This window comes from Bradyrhizobium sp. Ai1a-2, from assembly GCF_000426245.1.
Classification (GTDB): domain Bacteria; phylum Pseudomonadota; class Alphaproteobacteria; order Rhizobiales; family Xanthobacteraceae; genus Bradyrhizobium.
In genome coordinates, this window is record NZ_AUEZ01000001.1 from 310,448 (window position 1) to 332,343 (window position 21,896).

The 21,896-nt window shown below is 59.8% G+C and carries 18 protein-coding genes and 1 pseudogene; 10 read left to right on the top strand and 9 right to left on the bottom strand.

What is annotated here, in order from left to right:
- Window positions 1–738 precede the first annotated feature (738 nt).
- The 6 genes from K288_RS0101425 to K288_RS0101450 form a co-directional block, all read right to left on the bottom strand.
- Entirely contained in the window at window positions 739–2,010 is a 1,272-nt protein-coding gene (locus tag K288_RS0101425) for a complex I NDUFA9 subunit family protein (protein WP_244443012.1), read from the bottom strand.
- Between the two features lie 600 nt (window positions 2,011–2,610).
- Window positions 2,611–4,410 carry a PQQ-binding-like beta-propeller repeat protein gene (locus K288_RS44320; RefSeq protein WP_084799430.1) on the bottom strand — a complete coding sequence of 600 codons (1,800 nt, stop codon included), beginning with the start codon at window positions 4,408–4,410 and terminating at the stop codon, window positions 2,611–2,613.
- A gap of 222 nt (window positions 4,411–4,632) precedes the next feature.
- Window positions 4,633–5,232 carry a hypothetical protein gene (locus K288_RS0101435; RefSeq protein ID WP_152535337.1) on the bottom strand — a complete coding sequence of 200 codons (600 nt, stop codon included), beginning with the start codon at window positions 5,230–5,232 and terminating at the stop codon, window positions 4,633–4,635.
- A gap of 235 nt (window positions 5,233–5,467) precedes the next feature.
- The gene (locus K288_RS0101440; RefSeq protein ID WP_043159064.1) at window positions 5,468–7,066 is read right to left on the bottom strand and encodes an arylsulfatase; all 1,599 of its coding nucleotides are present in this window, start codon (window positions 7,064–7,066) and stop codon (window positions 5,468–5,470) included.
- A 308-nt stretch (window positions 7,067–7,374) separates the two neighbouring features.
- The gene (locus K288_RS44325; protein WP_043159155.1) at window positions 7,375–9,039 is read right to left on the bottom strand and encodes an arylsulfatase; all 1,665 of its coding nucleotides are present in this window, start codon (window positions 9,037–9,039) and stop codon (window positions 7,375–7,377) included.
- Window positions 9,040–9,380: 341 nt separating this feature from the next.
- A complete protein-coding gene (locus tag K288_RS0101450) occupies window positions 9,381–10,403 on the bottom strand; it encodes a helix-turn-helix domain-containing protein (RefSeq protein WP_027577974.1) in 1,023 nt (340 codons plus the stop codon).
- An 89-nt stretch (window positions 10,404–10,492) separates the two neighbouring features.
- Here K288_RS0101450 and K288_RS0101455 point away from each other — a divergent pair, with 89 nt between their 5' ends.
- The 5 genes from K288_RS0101455 (at window position 10,493) to K288_RS0101475 (ending at window position 16,004) form a co-directional block, all read left to right on the top strand.
- Window positions 10,493–10,789, top strand: coding sequence for a hypothetical protein (locus K288_RS0101455; protein WP_027577975.1), 297 nt, complete (start codon window positions 10,493–10,495; stop codon window positions 10,787–10,789).
- A gap of 491 nt (window positions 10,790–11,280) precedes the next feature.
- Window positions 11,281–11,601: a DUF3302 domain-containing protein gene (locus K288_RS53445; protein ID WP_160168908.1), complete on the top strand. Its 321-nt coding sequence runs from the start codon at window positions 11,281–11,283 to the stop codon at window positions 11,599–11,601.
- A 20-nt stretch (window positions 11,602–11,621) separates the two neighbouring features.
- Window positions 11,622–12,923: a biotin/lipoyl-binding protein gene (locus K288_RS0101465; protein ID WP_027577976.1), complete on the top strand. Its 1,302-nt coding sequence runs from the start codon at window positions 11,622–11,624 to the stop codon at window positions 12,921–12,923.
- 206 nt (window positions 12,924–13,129) lie between these two features.
- Window positions 13,130–14,713 carry an efflux transporter outer membrane subunit gene (locus tag K288_RS44335; protein ID WP_244443013.1) on the top strand — a complete coding sequence of 528 codons (1,584 nt, stop codon included), beginning with the start codon at window positions 13,130–13,132 and terminating at the stop codon, window positions 14,711–14,713.
- An 829-nt stretch (window positions 14,714–15,542) separates the two neighbouring features.
- Entirely contained in the window at window positions 15,543–16,004 is a 462-nt protein-coding gene (locus K288_RS0101475; RefSeq protein WP_160168909.1) for a YoaK family protein, read from the top strand.
- Window positions 16,005–16,395: 391 nt separating this feature from the next.
- On the opposite strand, the gene K288_RS0101480 is transcribed toward K288_RS0101475, so the two are convergent.
- The gene (locus tag K288_RS0101480) at window positions 16,396–16,695 is read right to left on the bottom strand and encodes a hypothetical protein (protein ID WP_027577978.1); all 300 of its coding nucleotides are present in this window, start codon (window positions 16,693–16,695) and stop codon (window positions 16,396–16,398) included.
- Window positions 16,696–16,784: 89 nt separating this feature from the next.
- Here K288_RS0101480 and K288_RS54005 point away from each other — a divergent pair, with 89 nt between their 5' ends.
- From K288_RS54005 to K288_RS0101500, 5 genes are all read left to right on the top strand, one after another.
- On the top strand, window positions 16,785–17,090 hold the full coding sequence (locus tag K288_RS54005) for a hypothetical protein (protein WP_027577979.1): 306 nt from the start codon (window positions 16,785–16,787) through the stop codon (window positions 17,088–17,090).
- 7 nt (window positions 17,091–17,097) lie between these two features.
- Window positions 17,098–17,229 carry a helix-turn-helix domain-containing protein gene (locus K288_RS50300; protein ID WP_244443014.1) on the top strand — a complete coding sequence of 44 codons (132 nt, stop codon included), beginning with the start codon at window positions 17,098–17,100 and terminating at the stop codon, window positions 17,227–17,229.
- Window positions 17,230–17,407: 178 nt separating this feature from the next.
- Window positions 17,408–18,508, top strand: coding sequence for a heme o synthase (locus K288_RS0101490; protein ID WP_244443015.1), 1,101 nt, complete (start codon window positions 17,408–17,410; stop codon window positions 18,506–18,508).
- Between the two features lie 91 nt (window positions 18,509–18,599).
- Window positions 18,600–20,345: a molybdopterin-dependent oxidoreductase gene (locus K288_RS0101495; RefSeq protein WP_027577981.1), complete on the top strand. Its 1,746-nt coding sequence runs from the start codon at window positions 18,600–18,602 to the stop codon at window positions 20,343–20,345.
- Between the two features lie 165 nt (window positions 20,346–20,510).
- A complete protein-coding gene (locus K288_RS0101500) occupies window positions 20,511–20,816 on the top strand; it encodes a hypothetical protein (protein WP_027577982.1) in 306 nt (101 codons plus the stop codon).
- Window positions 20,817–20,936: 120 nt separating this feature from the next.
- Here the strand turns inward: K288_RS0101500 and K288_RS50305 are convergent.
- Window positions 20,937–21,569 (bottom strand): annotated as a pseudogene (locus K288_RS50305) (transposase); the annotation flags it as partial.
- Window positions 21,570–21,648: 79 nt separating this feature from the next.
- Window positions 21,649–21,896: transposase domain-containing protein (locus tag K288_RS0101515; protein WP_027577984.1), on the bottom strand; the 248-nt coding region annotated here is incomplete at its 5' end.

Genomic DNA, 21,896 nt, shown 5'->3' on the forward strand with positions numbered 1-21,896 from the left:
CGATTCCGACTGCACTTGCCGCCAACCAGATGCTGGAATTGTCTTGCACTTCCAGCGCCGCAAGCTGTCCCTGGCCGGAATCCTAGAAGACCACCAAGCAGCTGATAAACCGCAGTTTTGTGGTTACTAAGAACCGAGAATACCATCAGGCATACCAAGTCGACGTTTCACAATTTCGGTTCGAATCCGCTTCGGGCTCAGTTCGCGAGATCAGGAGCCATTCTCGTCAATTCCCTCTGAGCCCCCGTTGTGAGATCACAGCATGTTAGTGAACCCATGACCGTCCGAGTGTGCGCCCCGCTTATCGGGCTCATAACCTGAAGGTCGCAGACCGAGCTACCGCCAACGGCTGGGGCCGGCGATGACGTGTGAAGAGCACGTTAAGGGTCAGCAGCACCGGGTGGTTCCATTGCACCCGACACAAATTGCCTCACCACAGTAAGTCCTCCGATTGCAGCCGAGACAGCAATACTGAGGGTGAACACTCCGCGTCATTTTCCTAGTGCATTGTAGCACTTCGGTGTTAAAGAAACTCGCATTCAAAATAAGCACACACCGTTTGGCGGCGGCATTAGAATTATTTGGGCACAGAAGCACGCAGGCAGTGACCACTGCAACAGTTAGCTTCACCATTAGTTTTCTCCCACGCACGCAACTAGACATTCATACGTCGAGTGCTCCTGAGGCTCCAAGGCAAGGGACCGAGTCAGCCGGTCAACCTTGAAGTCTCCTCAGCCCCTATCCGGCGTCGTTTGCGCTGTGAGGTTCCTCGTTTGTATGCTTGAGCATTGCTTTGAGTTCTTCTTCGAGCGATCGCGGCGAAATTCCGAGTAGGCCAAATCCCGGCCGTCCGTCCGAAGCCGTGGTGTCGATCTGCATAAGCTCAACCTGATTGCGCGTGAGCGGCGGGCGCGGCAGGATCTCAGCGAACCCGGCGACGGCATCCCAGAAGGCAAAGGGTATTCGAACCAACACCGGCCGCACTCCTGCGGAACGCGCAACGGTTCGCAACAGCTCCTCATATGAGTAAATGCGCGGACCGGCCAATTCGTAGAGAGGATAAGGTCTTTGTGTTTGCCGCAGGATTTGTGCGATCGCCGCAGCGACGTCATCCACGTGCACCGGCTGAAGCCTCGTCCTGCCATCGCCGAATAGCGGATAAGCCGGCAAAGTCCGAAGCGGTTTAAGAATGGTCGACAGAAAGGCGTCGCCCGCCGCGAAAATTACCCCCGGGCGAAGAATAACTGCGCCAGGGAATGCGGCTTGCACGGCCGCTTCTCCTTCGCCGCGACTGCGAATATAGGGCGAAGACGAGGCTGGGTCAGCGCCTATCCCTGATAGGTGCACAAACCGTTTGGTCCCGGCCCGCCGCGCCACTCTGGCGATTCTGGCCGCGGCTTCGACGTGCACCGAATGAAATGTGTCACCTCCATGCTCGACGTATAGGCTGATCGCGTTGACGACGCCGTCGGCACCCTCGACGGCAGCCTCTACGGAGCGCTCGTCATGTGCATCGGCGACGATCTGTTCCACGTTGTCGCCCTCGGCCCGCGCAGAATGCCGTGAGGCTATGCGCACCCTAGCGTTGGAGTCGCTCAAATTGCGCACGACGCGACGACCAACAAAACCAGTCCCCCCAAACACGGTCACGCGGTTCATTCCCCCGTCCATCCCACGATCCTGTGCGACGTTCTTTGTTGTCCCGCCGAGCGCCACGCGCACAGCCTCAGCGGCCTCTGCCGGTGAACTGCCTTTGTTGAGATGATGTGAGATCACATCGAGCAAAACTTGTGCTGCAGGGCCGACCGTTTGCCACTCTTTCCGAGCTTGGTCGATCAGCGGCTGCGCTTCAGCATAGAGCGTTTGCCCCTGTTCAATGATCGGATGGGCCCTTATGAGAAGGTCGATCAGGGCCTTGGTCGCCGGCAACGACTGCTCAATTTGTTCTAGTTGCGCATCGCTGAGACCAGAAACGTGACCAATGACTTCATTGAGCAAGTGTTTCAGCATAGAGCAACCTTGTTGATAGCGGTGCACTGACTCTGGGCCACCAACCCGAAATGGGGCATGTGCACTCTCCGGACTCCAAGGTGTTCAAAGGTCCGTTGTCGTGACGCCCAAGAGCTTTTAGCGCGCCCATGTTGTCACAGAGCGTGCGAGCGGAACAATTAGAGCACGGCCCATTGACGTCACCGTGTGGGAAAATTGTCCCTTGTGACTCGGCACGTCCATCCTAACCCCGAGTCAATCAAAAAAAATGATCCTTCAGGAGCCTCCAGATTTCGCAACGGGTGTATCGAGCGGCAAGGCGCGCTCTCGGAGCGACGCATAGATGGGCGGATCTCGTTGCAAGTGTCGGCACCAGCATTGCCATCGCGCACGCGCACAACATCGGCAGCAGCATTGAGACGCTCCCGGTCATTTCCGGAGCGAGCACGATGCACAAGAACGAGCAAAAACCGGACACTGCCAGCCGTGAATCCGTGCAATCAGCACGTCGCGCAGGCGGTCCGCCTGCGCGAGACAGAGTCGGAAGATCGCTCCGAAAAGTCCCGCGCGCCGGCGACGACCGCAAGCAGCGCGAACGCCAACAGACTTCCTCGCCGTTCGTCATTTGCTTCCGGTTTCGCCCTCAATGCCGAGGATCGAGATCTTCGCTCTCCTGATTTCGGCAGGAAAGGCGGGAGCTACGTAGCCGGTCGCCACGGCGACTTTCTGCGCGCCGTTCACCGAATACGTGATCACCCCGCCGCCGATCGCGCCGCCAATCTTCTGGCCCCACAGCTTCTGGCCGGTCGCCGCGTCAACTGCATAGAAATTGCCGCCCATGTCGCCAAAAAACACAAGGCCCCCGGCGGTCGGCGTCACGCCGCTCACGATCGGATAATTTGACTTCAGCCTCCACTTCCACACCCCTGTGTCGGCGTCGGTGGCGTAAAGCCATCCCGCCCAGTAGCCGTCGGGGCGCGAGAACTTTCCGAACTCGTTGAACGGATTGTAGGACTTCTCTCCCGTCCATGGCTCCGCGAGCGCGGCAGCCGCAATTTTTTCCCTGGTCGTCAGCCTTACCGTCGTGCAGAAGTCGACGTCGGCGGTGAAGATGAAATTGGTCAGCGGGTCGTAGCCCGGGCTGTTCCATTCCTGCCCTCCCCCGGAGCCTGGACAAAAATGGACGTCTTTGTCGACCGCGAACGGCTCTTGCGCATTCTCGATTCTCGTCACCGGCATCCGGTACAACAGCTTGTTGTCGGCAAGATCAAAGCCGTAAAGGTGTCCGTCCTTCGGCGACACCGCCATGAGCCTCTTGCCACCCCTCGTCTTGATCAAAATCGGCGGGTTGGAGACGTCCCAGTCGTGCCAATCCCTGGGCGTAACTTGGAAATGGTTCTTGTAAGCGCCGGTCTTGGCGTCGAGGACAACGACCGAGCCGGTGAAGAGATTGTCCCCCTGGCGGACGCTGTTGTCGAAGTCGGGCGCGGGGTTGCCAACCGGCACATACAAGAGCCCGGTAGCTGGATCCAAGGTCGTCGAAGTCCAGGTTCCGCCACCGCTGATCGGAACGCCAGGCACGTCGTTTTTCCAAGTCGAAGTGTTGAGCGGCGAGGCGCCCTCAGGCCCGCGAACCGTGTCGCCCTCGGTCTTGGGCACGAGGAAGAATTGCCACACAATCTTGCCGGTCTTGGCGTCGAGCGCATACATATGCCCTTTGGCGCCCTTGAAGTCTCCGCCGGCGTTGCCAATGAAGACGAGGCCCTGCCAAGCGATCGGTGCCGCAGGCACGCTTTCGGCCTTTTTAATGTCTCCTATCGTCGTCTCCCAGAGCCGCTTGCCCGTTTTGAAGTCATAGGCCAGCACGCGCCCGTCGTCTGTCCCACGGAACAACCTCCCGTCGAGGTAGGCCGCGCCCCGATTGGTCGGAATAATGTAGGCCGGATATTCCTCGTGCGTGCGCCAGTTCTCGGCGCAGGTCGCGGGGTCGATCGAGAAAATATCGAATTCGGTGGTACCGATGAGCGCGCCCTCCACCATGATCAGGCCGGTTTCGAAGCTCGTTATTCGCCAGGTGTTATAGGTACATAAGACCTTGAGCTCGGCGACGCTCTTTGTGTTGATCTGGCTGAGGTCGGAGAAGCGCTCGGAAGTCAGCGTTTTGTTGTAGCTCGGCCAGTCCGCGGCGGCAGGCGAGGAAGGGGCCGCAGGCGCGGGCGCAGCAGCGCCCTTGTAATTTGAGTTCGTTTCCGTGGCGATGACACCCGCAGGCGCAAATAGCGTGAGAATTGCGCCGCGCAACTCGGCGGCACGCGCCTCGAGTCCTTCCTCGTCCGCACGCAAGGGAGTGACCCCTCCGCCCAGGACGCCAGCGGTTAGCGCAAAGACCAAGATACCAGCTAGTCCGAGTCTGTGATTCATCTCTGTCTCCTTTTGCCTTTCGGTTTGCCTCACATCCGCCCCTCCCCCCGGGCAGAGACCATGTCAGCGGCCAGCATCGCCAGACTTTGAGTTCTCCCTTCGCTTCAACTGACAGTCCGCTTGTCGCGTCGCAGCCGACTCGGCGCCTCTATAGGGCGCATCTTCTCCCGTCGTCACCGTGCCCTGAAACGCGTTCAGCGAAAGCAAGATGTCCAATGTCAGCTACCTCCCTGCTGCCCGACTCAAAATTGCTGTCATCAGTTGGGCCGGCGTTTGATTGGAGACAAAAGCCTGCCTCCTGAGCTCGCGAAAGACGTCGGGGGGAAGAGCGACGTTAGCGATGATCAGCGTTCCTGCTGGCATCCTGTTCGCTGCGATCTGCCGTTCCACGACATTGTCGAACTGTCGCATACGGTCCCATTTTTCGGCTCCGGCAAGTCCCCCCTTGCGGGCCACGACGCGACAATAGGCGGCGATCAGGACGTTCTGCACGTCGGGCCACGAGATATTGGGATCGGTGATTTGCAAACTGTTGATCGCCTCGTTGATCTCGTTGGCGAGATCGACGCGATTGTCGGTGGTGAAGAGCCCGCCGCCTGTAGCGTCGCCGATGAGATTGGGAACGGAGATCGAACCGATTTCCGGACATTCGAGAGTGTCAGCGCTGTAGCTTTGCCCGGCCGAGCAGGAAAGGAGCAAAGAGAGCGCGAACACGAATCCGATGCGTTGTCGGCCGCGCTCGCATAAAGTCACGATGAGAGAACGCAAATGTGCAAATTTCCGGATGCGAGAGCGCTTGAGAATTCCGAATGACATGGGCATGGCTGCTCTCGTTGTCGTTTACTTCTGGCTGCACCGTGCGTTCGTGCGCGGTTCTTTTATGCGAAGCGATGTAGGCCGACGTTTACCATCACGACGCCCGGGATCAGGAAAAAGAGCCAATGGCGTCGAACCGCGGATCTGAAACTGGCGCCCAAAGTCATCCATGCTTGCCGTCTTCATGTCCGCCTCCCAATCCTCCGCTCGACGCACAACACCCGCCCAACGGTTGACAAAGCTAGTTGGTCGACGGCGGCAGCCTCAATTTCTCCATGGCCTGCTCGACCGAAAAGCTGCCGGGCCGCTGGCGTGGCGGGAATTCCCGGAAGCTCGCGATGTGTTGCCCCACGATCGCCTGCGCTGGCACCAGCAGGAAAGCGTGTTCGATGAACCAGCGCACGTAGTCGCCGGACTCGTGCTGCGCCCGCTCGAACGGATCGGAGCGAATGTTGAATATCCTGCGCAGGCGCAGTGGTGTCATCGGCTCGGCCCAGACATTGAGGCCCTCCGCACGCTGTTCCATGAACACCGCCTTCCAATTGCCGTAGCGCAGGCCGTTGAGATTGCCGTCGTCGGTCCAGTAGTAGAACTCGCGGCGCTTGTTCGGACCCTTCCGGGCGAGCAGGTCGCGCTGATCGTAGCCGTCGAGGTGAACCCTGAAGTTCTTGCCTGCCGCGTCATAGCCCTGCAACAGCTTGTTCTTGATGTCGGGCTCGCCGGCAGCTGCGACCAGCGTCGTAGCCCAATCCTCGGCGGAGAAAAGATCGTTGATTTCGCTGCGCGGAGGGACGAGTCCGGGCCAACGCACCATCGCAGGCACGCGATAGCCGCCCTCCCAATTCGTGTTCTTCTCACCCCGGAAGGGGGTTGTGCCGCCGTCGGGCCAAGTGAACGTTTCGGCGCCGTTGTCGGTCGTGTAGATCACGATGGTGTCGTTGGCGACGCCAAGGTCGTCGAGCGTCTTCAACAACTGTCCGACGTGCCCGTCATGCTCGACCATGCCATCCGGATATAGGCCAAGTCCCGTCTTGCCCTGCGACTCTGGCTTGAGCCGTGTCCATATGTGCATGCGAGTGGGATTGAACCAGACAAAGAACGGCTTCTTGTCGCGATTGGCGCCCTCAATGAAATCTGTGCTGGCTTTGGCGAGCTCCTCGTCGATCGTCTCCATGCGTTTCTTTGTAAGCGGCCCGGTGTCCTCGCACTTCTGTTTGCCCCAGGGGCCGAAGCGGGGATCGTCGCCCGGCGTATCGGTCGCGGTTGCTACGCACTTGAGCACGCCGCGCGGGCCGAATTGCGCCAGGAAGCTCGGGCTTTTCGGATAGTCGGGGTTTTCAGGTTCTTCTTCCGCGTTCAAGTGATAGAGGTTGCCAAAAAACACGTCAAAGCCGTGCACGGTCGGGAGGAATTCGTTGCGGTCACCGAGATGATTCTTGCCGAACTGTCCCGTCACATATCCCTGCGGCTTCAGCAGTTCGGCAATAGTCGGGTCCTTGTCCGACAGTCCCTCCTTCGCTGCCGGCAGACCGACCTTCAAAAGACCCGTGCGCAGCGGCGACTGGCCGGTGACGAATGCGGCACGGCCTGCGGTGCAGGATTGCTGACCATAATAGTCAGTGAATATCGCGCCCTCGTTGGCGATGCGATCGATGTTTGGCGTACGATAGCCCATCTGGCCGCGGTTGTAGGCGCTGATGTTCCAGTACCCGATGTCGTCGCCCATGATGGCGAGGATATTGGGCTTCTGCGGCTGCTGCGCAGAGGCTGGTCCGAGGATTGCCGTTGCTGTCGCGAGAGACACGAACAGTCTGCGCAGCATGCGTTTCAGATTGTTCATGATCGGTCCTCACAAACCAGTCTCGACGTGTCGGCCTCGCCGATCGCGGGCTCTACCTGAACCGCAGGTCCAATAGAGCTTGGGATCATTCGCGCTCTCTCAGAAGCAAACGAGCAAGCACAGGCCAGCCAGTTCGATTCTTATGGTCATGAGCAACTCCTTTCTTTTCTTTCGCTGCCCAAGTGCATGAGTCAGATTGGTCGTCTCTCGAAGAGATCACAGGGCAAGCGTATGTATTGCCTGACCTGTCGGAGAGCGGACGCCCCGTGAGGCGCCCGCTTGGTCACGTCCGTGTTCATCGTGATGGGTTAGTCAGACGGATGGCTCTCGTGCATCTTCCTGACCTCCTGCAAGACCTGACCCAGGTTGTAGGTTTCAGCCGACTGCATCGGCGGATACGTCACGTAGGACTCCAGCTCCTTCAGCCACAACAGCTGGCCGAGAGGCATTATCATCCCTCCGTCGTACATAAAGGCGGTGCTCGGGGCGGCCAGTGATCCGCCGAAGTACAGCAGCGACTTCGTGTCCTCGGGGGAAACGTTCTGCTCGAACGGATCACGCTTGATGTTCTGGATCAGGGGGAAGTGCCAGTCAGTCAGCGGCTCGAGCCAGCCGGCAGCCCCGGCTTTCGCTATCTTGTAATACATCTTCCAGTTGTTGAAGCGGACCGCCGACGGTGTCGATCCCGAGTAGTAGAAAAAGTAGTTGCGCGCCGATTTCTCCGACTTGCCGGAGAGATAGTCGATCTGGTTGACGCCATCGAGCGTGGTCTTGACGATGCCGGGGTACTGGCCGGCCTCGATCTGCTTCTTCAGTCCGTCACCTTTCGGGCCGCCGGCGATCTCGACAAACGTTGGCAGCCAGTCGAGGGACGCGAACAGGTCTTTCTTGACCGTGCCAGGCTTGATGATGCCGGGCCAGCGGATCACCGCCGGGGCGCGGAAGCCGCCCTCCCAGGCTTCGCCTTTCTGGCCTTTGAAGGGCGTGATGCCACCATCGGGGAAGGTCATCGTCTCGGCGCCGTTGTCGGTGGTGAACACGACAATGGTGTTGTTAGCCTGCCCCATGTCGTCGATCTTTTTGAGCACGTAGCCGATGTTGTCGTCCATCTGCTTCATGCCGGCTTCGTTGATGCCCCAGTCCTTGCCGCCCACCACGCCCAGCATGGCCAAATACTTGTCCGACAATACGGTCGTGACGTGCATGCGCGCCGGATTGTACCAGACGAAGAATGGCTTGTTGGTCTTGCGGGGATCGTTGCGGTCGAGGAAGTCGATGACCTTGGCGGAGATTTCCTCATCCACCGTCTTCGAGCGATCGAGCGTCAGCGGCCCTTCGTCGCTGCATTTCTGGTTCTGCCCTGTGCCGTCGGAGGATTTGCACCAGATGACCGGGCGCGGCGGGGTCACACAGACGGTCGTTTTCGGGTCCACCGCGCCGGGGACCTCGGGCAGGTCAGGCACCGGCGTGTTCTTGCAGGGCGGAGCAACTTCCTGGGTCGTCGGGTTCTTGTTGATGTCAGGGAAGCTGACCGCCTGCATGGCGTCCAGGTGATAGAGATAGCCCCAGAATTCCTGGAAGCCGTGCGCCGTCGGCAAGGCCTCGGCATGGTCGCCCAGATGGTTCTTGCCGAACTCGCCGGTGGTGTAGCCGAGATCGAGCAGAAACTTGGCGATCGCCGGGGTGCCGGGCCGCAGGTAAGACGGGCTGCCCGGTAGCTGCGGCGGGATCATGCCGGTACGCAGCGGATACATGCCAGTGAAGAAGGCATTGCGCCCGGCGGTGCAGCTCTGCATGGCGACGTAGTCCATGAACTTCGCGCCTTCCTGGCCGATGCGGTCGATGTTCGGCGTTTCGCCGACCATCAGTCCCTGATGATAAATGCTCGGCTGCATCCAGCCGATGTCGTCGCCCATGATGAAGAGAATGTTGGGTTTCTGCTGCTGCGCGGCCGCCGGCACGCTCGCCACCATGGCAGCGGCAAGCAGCCCGAGCAGTGCCCCGGCCGGCAGACTAAGCCAGAACTTTCGTTTCATCTTCATCGCTGCTTCCTCCATTTTTCAGGAATGGTTAGTCGTGTCATTTTTCAGGAATGGTTAGTCGTGTCGAAGCTCTCCTGGGTAATGCGGCGAAATCCGACGAGACTTGCAGACGTGTCTCATCGGCGGCGGAAAGGCTATCGCGCGTCCATTTGGGGCAACATCAAAATCCCGCAAGGCTTGGAGCGCGCCCCCGCATTTCCAAACGTGGCGCTAATTCAACACCTTGGCGCATGGCCTCAGGCGCTAGGAATTATGACAGTCCGAGCCATTCGCTACGGCGCAGCTGTAGGGTGCCTTCGCTTGTAGGTCGTCGAAGGAAGTTCGCAAAACCAGCTTCGATAGTCCCGGGCAAATTGACCGAGGTGCCAGAACCCCCATTTGTTTGCGACATCAGCAATGCTCATTGACGGTTCATGCTCTCCCGACAAATCGTGTCGCGCGCCGTTCAATCGCTGAACTTTCATGTAGAGCGCCGGTGATAAGCCGAAACGCTCCATGAAAGCATTATCCAGCGTCCGCTCACTTGCTCTCGCGATCCGACAAAGATCGCCAATGCTGAGAACCTCCCCGGGACAATCGTTGATCGCTGCGATCGCGGCTTTCATGACGCGGGCCCGCTCGCAATTGCCGACCGACTTCGTCTTGGACGTGGCGTCGCCTGAACAGCTAAGCAAAATGCGTAAGAGATCTTCCTGCTTTGTAACCGACCAATTAGCAGCTCGATCACCGTGTGGCCTCGCCACCGCGTCGCCAAATACCGCATCGAATAGGGCTCGGAGCATGTTGGCCTTACTCCGCTCCAATGGAATCACCAAGCTGTTCGCTCCGTGGGCGAACGGTGGCAATCCCAAACCGTCGGCGGTTGCTTTGACAAGATCCGGCGCGAAGGAGGCGGTGGCAACACCGTAGCCCGCCTGCGTGACAAGATCGATCTCAGCGCTCGATGTGGGGCACACCAGTAGGTCATGAGGCCCGAAGTCACCTGCTTTCCAGAGGGCGGGCTGCCGGGACATCCCCACCGCGAAGCTTATCTTCCCCGACGGCGGCTCACCGGTGTGGATGAGGGATCGCCCGTACTGTGCCGCGGTTAGGAGCACGCCGGCTAGTTCAGTCTGCACGAGCTCCGCGGCGAACGGGCCTTTGTCGATCTGCGTAAACGCAATGCGATAGCCGCGGACCTTTTCGACCAGTTGGTCCACATCCTCGGCGTGCACGACCGAGACAAGAGAGGAGTGCCGCGGAGCATCTGTGGCGTTTGCGGAAATTTGATGTGCCAGGTTGGAGAAAAAGGACATCCTCCGCCCCCTACGTTATCGGGCCTGCCCTTTCAAACTGGCCCGTGTCGGGCAGACCCCGAGCCTGTTGGTCCAATGCCGGCAGCACGATGAGCGACGAGACTCCCAAAACCAGGCTGGAAAAGCTCCGCCTCGAGCAAGACGCCAAATTCGACGCGATTGTCTCATGCTTGAGCCGCGAACTTTATTCGGGGTCGCCTGCCTCGGAAGCGGATCGCGAACACCTGATCGAAGAGGCAGAGCTGCTTACCGATAACTGGGCAGCAGCCGAAAACAACCATCGCCCGTTGGAGCTGAGCACGGCCCTTCAGATTCTTCTCAGCGAGCACCAGGAGATTTGCAAGCAGATAATCAAGATTATCGATGCTGGAATATCCGAAGAGTAGCAGAGCCCACCTGGGCGAAAATTGTGCGCAGAATTCTGTTGCCGCGCACCCGTCCCGCTTGGCCGCCGGAGTTTCGATAGCCTCAAAGATCAAACCATGTCTAAATTCGCCTTCCGGTACTGAACCGCTTCCCCCAACTGTTCGTCCGAATTTGACAATCGATAGTTTGCAACAGGGAACCGGGAACCCTCTCGGGCCCTTGCATGCAGCGAATGCGTCCGAGCGCATTCCAGCTCCCCTTTTTCAGCTTACTAGACCTGGCGCCGCCAAACTATGCGTTTTCGGCTCATTTGCATCGTCCTGAGATGGAGGAGGCTGACCGCGCCGATATGGAGATTTTCTGCGCAAGTCGATGTGCCGCGGCTCGCGGACTCCAAAGAGCGTCTGTCATCGTTCCGAGCACGCGGGACGTGCAGGAAGAAGTCAACTCGGTTGCATGCCGAAGGCTGTTTGGCCGCTACGGGCGGTGTCGCGGGAGAAGGGAGATCGACATGGATTCCACGTTTGGCATTTTAGACGCGTTCGCATTTGTGGTGTTCGCCGTTCTCATCACGGTCGCGGTGATCGCTATTGTGAGTTTGGGGCAATTGCCGGGCCGCCTCGCGCGGAAATGGGAACATCCACAGGCCTCCGCCATCACGAGTTGGATCGGCATGGCGACGGGCGGCTTGTTGTGGCCGCTGGCCTTGATCTGGGCCTTCGTCAATCCATCCGGATCGCAAGCTTCGAGGATCGAAAATGATCAGCATGGGTGGGGCGCAAGTGAATCCGAGGCCCCCACCAATCGACACCCTCCGATGCGCAAGCTCTGAGTCCACGAGGAAATGCGGCCATGATTGCATTCCTGATCATTGTCTATACTGCCGTTGTGCTTGTGCTCTTCAAGGTGTTCCACCTGAAACCGACGCCGTATCTCATCGCAAGCATGATCCTCGCCGGCATTCTCATGATCGGTGGCGTGGTGGTGTGGTGGACGCAGTCGGCGCCGCTAACGGGCCAGCTGGTGACGACCCAGTATGTCGTTCAGCTCGTTCCCTATGTGAAGGGACAGGTCAAAGCGGTGTATGCCAAGGCGAACCAGCCGATGAAGAAAGGCGATTTGCTACTGGAGATCGACCCGGCGCCGTATCAATTTACGGTGGATCAGCTCGAGGCCCAGCTCAAGGCATCGAAAGCGAATGTCGATCAGGCGCAGGCCGGCGCGCAAGCGGCGGATGCAAATGTGGCGAAGGCCAAGGATGGAGTGGCCCAGGCCCAGGCTGCGGTCGATGAAGCCAAGGCGGCCGTGGCCAATGCGCAAGCCAATCTCAACAAGGCGAAGGCGGCCGACGAGTTGGCCAGGACGCAGGAACAGATCGCCCTGAACATTCAACGAGCGAACGTCGCCGCGATCAGTCAGCTCAAGGTGGCCGAGACCAAGCAGCAGCGTCAGGAGGCGGATGCCGCCGTTCAGCAGGCAGCCGCCGCCGTTACGCAGGCCCAGGCCGCCGAGCAACAGGCGGTGGCCGCATTGGCCGCCGCGCAGTCCGGCCTGCAGCAGGCCGAAGCCGCCGCGCGACAGGCGGCCTTCGCCGTGGTGGTCGCCCAGAGCGGCGTACCAGCTGTAGAGGCTCAACTGGGCGATGCGCGCTTCAACCTTGCGCAGTGCAAGATGTTGGCGCCGGCAGACGGATACGTGGTGAACTGGCAGGTGCAGGTGGGAACCATGCTGGTGTCCGTGCCAATCGCCGCGGCCGGGACCTTCGTCGACACGTCAAGCATCTTTGTTGGGGCCGTGTTTCCTCAGAACTGGACGATGAATGTGAAACCCGGAAACGACGTGGAGCTGGTGCTCGATCCATATCCGGGCCGGCTTTTCACCGGAAAGGTGGACACCGTAATTCCTGCCTCCGGTGGCGGGCAGTTCACCACCAGCGGAGATATCCCGACAGCGGCGAGGGTCGGATCGACCGGCACCTTCGCGGTCAAGATCCTCTTCGACGACCCGGCCGTTTCGCGCGATCTGTCCATCGGCTCGGGGGGTAGTGCCGCCATCTACACCAAGGTGGGCAAGCCGACCCACATCATCTCAAAGGTCGCAATCCGGATGAAGAAGTGGCTGTTGTACGTCGTGCCGTCTGTGGCCAAGAGCTAAGCAAAAGTTAGCCGGCGCCTGTTGATTGCGCGCAGGTTTTGCCGAATTTGCATGTGGCAAAATTGACGCAGGGCGCTTCTTTGCACGTGAAGTTGCGCAGGTTGTGACGCGGGCGATTGGCAAAGCTGATAACTTGAAACGGGGCTGGCGAGCAACTCGGGGAGGTTGCGCCAATGGGGACTCTCCACCTCGCCCGACGCGGAGCCGTGCGCCATGTCCTGTTGCCGGCGCTGGTCGTGCCGTTGGCAGCCTGTGCCGTTGGCCCGAACTTCATTCCGCCTGCGGCCCCGATCACTGACAAATTTCTTGCCGCGAACAGCCGCTCGATCAAGTCAGGTCATCAGGACTATCGCGATTGGTGGAGGGCCTTCCGCAATCCTACGCTCAATCAGCTGATCCAGATTGCCTATGACCAGAATCTCACTTTGCTGAGTGCCGGGACCCGCGTGCTCCAGGCACGGGCTTCGCTGGGTATCGCCATCGGCTCATTCTATCCCCAGGTACAGCAGGGGACGGGTTCGTTGATCTACAGCCAGCCCAGCGCCGCCACGCCGGCCGCCCTCCCAAATGCCAACCCCACTCAATTCTGGACCGATGCGCTCGCTGCGCAGGCTGCATGGGAGCTGGATTTCTGGGGTAAGTTCCGGCGTGGTGTTGAATTTGCTGACGGCGCCTATCTCGCTTCGATCGCGAGCTATGACGACGTTCTGGTCACGCTCTTGGGCGATGTCGCGGCAACCTACATCGGCATTCGCACCACCGAGCAGTTGATCGCGATCGCGCGCTCCAACATCAATAAGCAGCGGCTAGCCCTAGAGATCGCGCAGGCCAAGTACAAAGGCGGCGGCACGACCGAACGAGACGTCTTTCAGGCGAGCAACGTCCTGGAGCAGACGCAAGCAGCGATTCCGCTGTTGACCATCCAGTTGCAACAAGGAGAGCACGCGCTCTGCGTGCTGCTCGGAAACCCGCCTGTCTCCTTGAACGCGCTGCTCACCCGATGGCGTGGCCGGATTCCTGCGCCGCCCCGTACGATCGCGGTGGGAATTCCGGCGGACCTTCTTCGCCGTCGGCCGGACGTTCGCGCCGCCGAGCTTGCTGCGCTGGCACAGAATGCGCAGATCGGCGTCGCCGAGGCGCAGCTCTATCCGGCCATCAGCATCACCGGCACGTTCGGAGGCGCGGCCAGCACCGCCAACGGTCATAATCTGGGCCAGATCGTCAGCTCACGAGGCATCACCTATGCCGCCGGCCCGTCGTTTCAATGGAACATCTTGAATTACGGCCAGATCACCAACGACGTGCGGCTGCAGGACGCGAAGCTGCAGCAGCTGCTGGTCGACTATCAAAACATCGTCCTCAAGGCACAGCAGCAGGTGGACGACGGCATTTCCACCTTTCTGCAGTCGAGGATTCAGGTCGGATACCTGCGCAAGAGCGCCGAAGCTGCGCGCGGCGCCTTGAGAATCGGGATGGAACAGTACGAGCAAGGAGCCACGGATTTCACGACGGTACTGACCGCCGAGCAGAATCTGTTTCAGGCGGAGAGCAATGTGGCAACCGCCACGGCCAATGTCGCGCTCGGTGCGACCGCGATCTACCGCGCGCTGGGGGGCGGATGGCAGATACGGGAAGACAGTTACTTCGTCACCGCTGCGACGGCCGACCAAATGCGAGCGCGGACCAACTGGGGAGAGCTGCTGCCGCCGGCCGGCGCGCCCCAACCGCCGGCTCCGGGTCTTCCGTCACCCGGAGATATTGGGCCAACAGTTCGGCCGCCGGAGTGGTGAAGTCTATTCCACGCTTGACGCGCCCAGGAGGCGCTATGCGAGTTCGGCAGGTTTCGCAAGCGAAGTCTGGCGTAAGTAATCGACGCTCGACTATGCGGCTTCGGAATTTCGAGGGTGATTGCTGGGTCCGAGACCTGTCCGACTTCGGCAGGCGGGGAGGCGACTTGGTCAGATCATCATCCCTGAATAACGACTCCAATACCGCCGTTGTTGTTGCCCGCCCAGTCGAAGTCCCATTCGCCGCCGATGACAATTGCCGCCGATCTGCCCACCGCCAATGACCCGGGTTTCCGCCGGCAGTGACGTGGCGCGCGCGAGAGAATTCCAGATTCGCAAGTTTCCGCGAATCTGACGGCCAGCTTCACCGGCAACGTCAATGCAAAGCAAGCGCACTTCACACATTGATCCGCCAGCGTCACGTTACGCCATCATGCGGAGGGCATGCCCCTACTGCGGAGAGAACCTTGAACCCGGCAAGGACGTTTTTGGAGAGTCTTGACCGCAGGCCCGGAATTAGAGATCAGCCGGGGTCATGAGCTGAAAGGCTCATGGCGAGCGCAAATAGGAAGTAGTCAAATGCGCCGGCCGAGATAAGGCCACCGTTGAGTCTAACCCGCATTCGCCGGATGACGCGCTGATCTTGGCAACGGTCGCCGCGATTCAGATATACTCAAGCCGGTCATCCTGCGGTATCGCGGCAGCGCCCGATTGTCGGCGAGCGGCCACAAACGCTGGCGGGACTTCCGAACAGCCCAGAAAATCGCTACTATCCGCCTCAAATTCAGGGCTCATCCGGGGAATCCCGGTTAATCTTATGAGTACGGAATCTGTGACCACGCAAGTGGAAAGAGTTGACCGCCAAGTCACCTACGTCAGCGTCCGTAACTGGCTACTCGCCGCACTCTCGGTTTCATCGGGCGCGGTGGACGCAATCAGTTTCCTTGCCCTGGGAAAGGTCTTCACGGCTTTTATGACCGGGAACGTCGCCTTTCTGGGGATGGGAATCGCGGGCCATCCCGACGCGCCACGGATCGTATCGGTCCTGGCGTCGATGGCCGGTTTCGCGGGCGGTGTCTACCTCACCACGAGGATTATTAGGCATTCGAACCAATCCGCGGCGGATGAGGGCGAGCAAGCGACTGGCGCCGTGTGGCCGCGACCGACGACATTCGCTCTCGGCATCTCACTACTGCCGCAACTCTGTTTCCTAGCTATCTGGTTTGCGACTAGCGGTCGGCCCGGCGACAACCTTATTCCTGTACTCCTTGCCGTCTGGGCGCTGGCGACTTAACGTCGGGGGCATATTTACGACTGCCGCCACCGCTACATTCATCTTCCTGGTCGGCGATTGGGCCAACAATAGACCCCTAACCAGTGAAGAGCACAGCCGATTGCGTGGTGTGCTTGTCTCTCTGATCATTGGCGCCACAGCCGGCGCGCTTTTCCATATTCATGCGCCGGTCTACGCTCCTGTGCTCCCGTTCGTCATCACTGTCGGGGTCGTCGCGATAGCGGCCAGGGTCTTCCGGGATTGCGTGCCGTCAGATGAGAGAGTAAGTCGGTAGGACGGTTGCCGGCGCCGGCCCTGCTACCATGTCAGGGTCACCCTTGCGACCCGGCATAGACTAGGCGATTCGGCAGACGGTCTCGCCCGTACGCACCATGCACGGGCGAATGGGTCGCTACGATTCTTCTGATCCTTCGGAATCGATAATCTTGATTATCTGCTTGCAAATCTCCTGGTGCTCGCTGAGAAGAATCTGAAGGGCCGTGCTCAGCTCCAACGGGCGATGGTTGTTTTCGGCTGCCGCCCAGTTATCGGTAAGCAGCTCTGCCTCTTCGATCAGGTGTTCGCGATCCGCTTCCGAGGCAGGCGACCCCGAATAAAGTTCGCGGCTCAAGCATGAGACAATCGCGTCGAATTTGGCGTCTTGCTCGAGGCGGAGCTTTTCCAGCCTGGTTTTGGGAGTCTCGTCGCTCATCGTGCTGCCGGCATTGGACCAACAGGCTCGGGGTCTGCCCGACACGGGCCAGCTTGAAAAGGCAGGCCCGATAACGTAGGGGGCGGAGGATGTCCTTTTTCTCCAACCTGGCACATCAAATTTCCGCAAACGCCACAGATGCTCGGCGGCACTCCTCTCTTGTCTCGGTCGTGCACGCCGAGGATGTGGACCAACTCGTCGAAAAGGTACGCGGCTATCGCATTGCGTTTACGCAGATCGACAAAGGCCCGTTCGCCGCGGAGCTCGTGCAGACTGAACTAGCCGGCGTGCTCCTAACCGCGGCACAGTACGGGCGATCCCTCATCCACTGGATAAAGCTTTCATGGATCGTTTCGGCTTATGACCGCGCGACACGATTTGTCGGGAGCGCATGAACCGTCAATGAGCATTGCTGATGTCGCAAACAAATGGGGGTTCTGGCACCTCGGTCAATTTGCCCGGGACTATCGAAGCTGGTTTTGCGAACTTCCTTCGGCGACCTACAAGCGAAGGCACCCTACAGCTGCGCTGTAGCGAATGGCTCGGGCTGTCATAATTCCTGGCGCCTGACGGCATGCGCCAAAGCGTTGAATTAGCGCAAATTTTGGAAGCGCGGGGGCGCGCTCCAAGCCTTGCGGGATTTTGATGTTGCCCCAAATGGACGCGCGATAGCCTTTCCGCCACCGATGAGACACGCCTGCAAGACTCGTGGATGCAGGTCCCGGTCGGTCACGAGATCGTGCTGATTGTTGGATCGGTGTGGATCATGACTCATCTCAACCAAAACATGATTCCGATGGAGCGGATCATGCGGATGCAGAGATGGCGAGACGACTGTTCGTCCAAGGCTTTGACGAACTTGGAGGACACGATGTTGCTTTTGCTCAATCATCATTCAAGTCTCTTTCAGGCCGCGAAGGCTCCCTTGCAGGGGCGTTTCGCCGCGCGCCTACCTGGTTTCGTTGCACTCATGAAGCCGCGAGTGATGGCGCTTGCGGTATTCACGGCGTTTGTTGGGCTGGCGATTGCGCCCGGTCACCTCGACCCGCTGGTTGCGTCCATTGCAATTGGTGCCATCGCCGCAGGAGCTGGCGCGGCCGGTGTTCTCAATATGTGGTATGACGCTGACATCGACGCTGTGATGGCCCGCACCGCTAGGCGTCCAATTCCCCGCGGGGAGATCTCGCGCGCCGAGGCGCTTGTATTCGGACTTATCCTTTCCTGCAGCGCCGTGGCCATCCTTGCTCTTGCGCTCAATATCAAAGCCGCCGCGCTGCTCGCCTTTGCGATCTTCTTCTATGTCATCGTCTACACGATGTGGCTGAAGCGGCGGACGCCACAAAACATTGTCATCGGCGGCGCTGCGGGTGCCCTCCCTCCAGTTATTGGTTGGGCGGCAGTGACCGAAAGCATCGGGCTCGAGCCGGTGATGTTGTTCCTGATCATACTGCTGTGGACGCCGCCCCATTTCTGGGCGCTGTCGCTCAATCGTGCCGACGAATATCGCCGCGCTGGCGTCCCCATGCTGCCGGTGGTTGCGGGAGTGACTGCAACAGCACGGCAGATCCTGATCTACAGTGTCCTGCTGCTGCCAATTTCGCTGTTGCCGTGCGCCCTAGGCTTTGCCGGCCTCCTCTTTGGCACCGCCGCCGCTACCTGTGGAGCGATCCTCGTCGCACTCGCTTTCCAATTGCACGGAAGTAAGGGGACGAATCGGCTCGCCGCCCAGCGCCTCTTCTCGTTCTCCATTCTCGACCTGTTCGCGTTGTTCGCGGCGCTTTTAGCCGGCAACCTCGGCAATCGCAGTAGTTAACTCATTTCCTTCTGGCCCGCACGCTCGATGTCGGCCCTTGATGCTTGTTCTTCAACGCCGACCGTGAGTGCCCGAGAATGGGAGGTAGCGTATGGCAACAGCGCCTGCCAGTGTCCGGACGCACGATCCACTCGCCGCAGACCTCACGCCAGCCGGGGCCCGTATCCAATTAGATGAGTGGAACCGTTATATACCGCCGCGCCGGCCTATTGTGCCGCATATCCGGATCGGCCATCGTTGGATCAACGTCCTGTGGGCCGTGCCGATCGCAGCTGCGGCGCTCATCATCCTGATCGCCGTCGCCCAAGAACTGCGTCAGATCCCTGCGATAGAAGACTTCATCCGGCGCTACCCCGGCGTCGCCCAAGCGCAGCCCGCCGTACCCGGCTTTCCGGGGTGGATGCGCCTGCAGCACTTCTTGAACATGTTCTTTATGTACTTCATCATGCGCGCTGGCATCCAGATCCTGGCCGATCACCCGCGGCTTTATTGGAATCGCGACTGCACCCCAGGAACGGAGTGGCTCCGGTTCTCGCATCCCGTACCGGCGTATCGCATGTGGACGGCCAAGGACGACGCTGTCTCGCTCCCGGGCTGGCTTGGCATCCCGGGCCTGCGCCATTCCATCGGGCTCGCACGCTGGTGGCACTTCTCGGTCAACTTCCTGTGGACCGTCAACGGCGTCGCCTTTTTCGTCCTGCTGTTCGTGACCGACCAATGGATGCGTCTCGTCCCACTCACCTGGGAGGTCTTTCCTAACGCGCTGTCGACGGCAATCCAATACGCGTCGTTGAACTTCCCGCCCCCGGAGCCGTGGTCGCGCTTTAACGGCCTACAACAGCTCACCTATTTCTTCACCTTCTTCATCGCCGCTCCGGTTCAAATCGCAATGGGGCTGCTGCAGGGGCCGGCTTTCTCCAACAAGTTGGGATGGCTGGGCAGGGTGCTTAACCGCCAGGTCGCCCGGTCGATCCACTTTCTGGGCTTTTGCTGGTTCGTATTCTTCATCGCCGTTCACGGCGTCTTTGTGTTCATCACCGGGCTCAGGCAGAACACCAATCACATGTTTGCCGGTGTGGAGAGCGCCCATTGGGTCGGCTTGCCGTACTTCATCGTGGCGATGGCCATAATCATCGTAGCTTGGCTCTGGGCCTCGCCCTTCACCATCAAGCACGCCCGCCTTGTGCAGAAGACCGGTCGGTTTGTGATCGGTGGGCTTAAGGGGCTCGCCGAACGGTGGGATCCCACCAGCGAGCTCACGGAAAAGGACATCTCCCCGCATCACTGGCCGAACCAACACCTCCTGCCGGATTCTCCCGAATACAAGGCGATGCTGGCTGGCGGCTTTGCCGACTATCGCCTGCGCATCGGCGGGCTCGTAGAGCATCCGCAGGAATTTTCGTTTGCCGACCTTAAGGCAATGCCGAAGCAGAGCCAGATCACCACCCATTTCTGCATCCAGGGCTGGTCGGGGGTGGCAAAATGGAGCGGCGTTCCGATGCGTCACATCGTGGAGCTGGTGAGGCCGACGAAGCAGGCTCGCTACGCCGTGTTCTACTCAATGGCCTTCGGCGACGATGGCGGGCGCTACTATGAGGTCCACCCGATGAAAAATCTGCGGCACAAGCTGACCCTGCTCGCCTACGAGATGAACGACGAGCCGCTTCGTGTCATGCACGGCGCGCCATTGCGCCTGCGCTGCGAGAACGAGTTGGGCTTCAGGATGGTGAAGTGGCTCGCCGCAATCGAGTTCGTGCACGACTACGCCGACCTTGGGGCGGGCCAGGGCGGTTACAATGATGACCACGAGTTTTATGGACACCGCATGCCGATCTGAAACGAGCTATGTAACAAGGCCGCCGCACAGCCGGGCACGACTCCCACTTCCGGCGCGCGTGTTACCGTCGTTCCGACCCGGCAAATGGGTAGTTCACCCGACATCCTAGCGCGGTCTTGCGGGACGGGCAGGGAGATACAGGGGCCAATTAGTGCGGAGCGAATCATGATCTCGTTGAACGATGAAGCACGCAAGTCGATGCTGGACACGTTGGATGCGCTGCGGCAATGGAGCAAGGAGATCGGTGCCGTCAATGATCGCTGTTTGCCCAAGGTCATCGACCATATGGCGACTGCACAGCGGGCGATGGGCTGGCCCGATCATGCCGGCACCGCTACTGGCATCTCGGACAGAATGCACTATTTCTTGCTATTCCCTGTCGTGCGCGAGACCCTGCAGAATGCTTGCAAACTGGAGTCCGAGGTGATCGACAAGGTCGCTGAAGCCTGTTTTGCCTCTCGTCTGATCTGAATCCTCAGCTCCGCGATCCCGCCGCGGGTCGCCGCGCTTGGTGTGAGGATCAATGCAAGCGAACAGGCAACGGCAAGAAGATGCTCGGCGCTATGGCGCTCGTTTTCGGTGTGCTGATCGTCACGCTGCGGGCACGCCCTTTTTATGGAGAACCGCCCAGGCGATGCGGGCGAGCTTGTTGGCGAGCGCAATCACGGGCACGTTGTGGTGCAGCCGCTTTTTGGCTGCCTCAATCGATGACTTGAGGCCATAGCGCTCCCATTGCTTGGGCCCGACTTTGACCAATACGACCCAGGCTGCCTCAAAGAACAGCGTTCGTAGATAACGATTGCCGTGCCTCGATATGTTGCCGAGGACCGTTCGGTCGCCAGCCGATATCTGGTTTGGCACCAGTCCGAGCCTAGCGGCTCGATCTCATCGGACAGGTTCTCGATGCGCTCATCCAGCCGGCGCCAGTCTCTGGAAAGTCCTCGATGATCCGCAACATGCGAGGCGAGAGCACGTCGGTACGCTTCGCCGGGATGCCTGGCAGCTCGACCCGCAGGAAAGGCAGCCCTTGGAGCACCGCATCCCGCGCTCCAGAAGGAACGCGCGGATCTGATTGATAATGACGGTGCGCTGACTGACCAATCGCTTGCCCTCCCGATGCAGGGCTCGAAGATCAAGCTGGTCGGCCGTCTTGGTCGCGACAAATATCATCGTCGGGCGCTGCACCGCTTCGGCGATCGCTTCTGCATCGCGATAGTCATTCTTCTGTAAGCGCGATTTTCCCCGCACGTTGACGCCGGCGGTTTTGATGGATTGCCCTAGTATCGGGGCGATACCGGTCCGTTCAGGCAGTGGCGGCTTTGTGGAAGTTGAAGGGCAGCAGGTCGGTAATATCGGCGTCGCCGGCGCGCTGAGGCAATTCGGTGAGGACGTGGCGCAACCACGCTAACGGCTCGACACGTGAGGCGCGGCAGGTCAGCATCAGGCTGTAGACGACGGCACTGGCCTTGGCTCCGTCCACGGTATCGCTGAACAACCAACTCTTCCTGCCAGTTGCAAAAACCCTGATGTCGCGCTCCAGAAGATTGTTGT

Excerpts from the sequence above, each read along its gene's own strand:
- K288_RS50300 (WP_244443014.1), top strand. The coding sequence starts at position 17,098 with ATGAGCATTGCTGATGTCGCAAACAAATGGGGGTTCTGGCACCTCGGT.
- K288_RS54005 (WP_027577979.1), top strand. The coding sequence starts at position 16,785 with ATGTCCTTTTTCTCCAACCTGGCACATCAAATTTCCGCAAACGCCACA.
- K288_RS0101440 (WP_043159064.1), bottom strand. The coding sequence starts at position 7,066 with ATGAACAATCTGAAACGCATGCTGCGCAGACTGTTCGTGTCTCTCGCG.
- K288_RS0101500 (WP_027577982.1), top strand. The coding sequence starts at position 20,511 with ATGATCTCGTTGAACGATGAAGCACGCAAGTCGATGCTGGACACGTTG.
- K288_RS0101435 (WP_152535337.1), bottom strand. The coding sequence starts at position 5,232 with ATGCCCATGTCATTCGGAATTCTCAAGCGCTCTCGCATCCGGAAATTT.
- K288_RS0101480 (WP_027577978.1), bottom strand. The coding sequence starts at position 16,695 with ATGAGCGACGAGACTCCCAAAACCAGGCTGGAAAAGCTCCGCCTCGAG.
- K288_RS0101490 (WP_244443015.1), top strand. The coding sequence starts at position 17,408 with ATGCAGGTCCCGGTCGGTCACGAGATCGTGCTGATTGTTGGATCGGTG.
- K288_RS0101465 (WP_027577976.1), top strand. The coding sequence starts at position 11,622 with ATGATTGCATTCCTGATCATTGTCTATACTGCCGTTGTGCTTGTGCTC.
- K288_RS0101455 (WP_027577975.1), top strand. The coding sequence starts at position 10,493 with ATGAGCGACGAGACTCCCAAAACCAGGCTGGAAAAGCTCCGCCTCGAG.
- K288_RS44320 (WP_084799430.1), bottom strand. The coding sequence starts at position 4,410 with ATGAATCACAGACTCGGACTAGCTGGTATCTTGGTCTTTGCGCTAACC.
- K288_RS0101495 (WP_027577981.1), top strand. The coding sequence starts at position 18,600 with ATGGCAACAGCGCCTGCCAGTGTCCGGACGCACGATCCACTCGCCGCA.
- K288_RS0101425 (WP_244443012.1), bottom strand. The coding sequence starts at position 2,010 with ATGCTGAAACACTTGCTCAATGAAGTCATTGGTCACGTTTCTGGTCTC.
- K288_RS44325 (WP_043159155.1), bottom strand. The coding sequence starts at position 9,039 with ATGGTGGCGAGCGTGCCGGCGGCCGCGCAGCAGCAGAAACCCAACATT.
- K288_RS53445 (WP_160168908.1), top strand. The coding sequence starts at position 11,281 with ATGGATTCCACGTTTGGCATTTTAGACGCGTTCGCATTTGTGGTGTTC.
- K288_RS0101450 (WP_027577974.1), bottom strand. The coding sequence starts at position 10,403 with ATGTCCTTTTTCTCCAACCTGGCACATCAAATTTCCGCAAACGCCACA.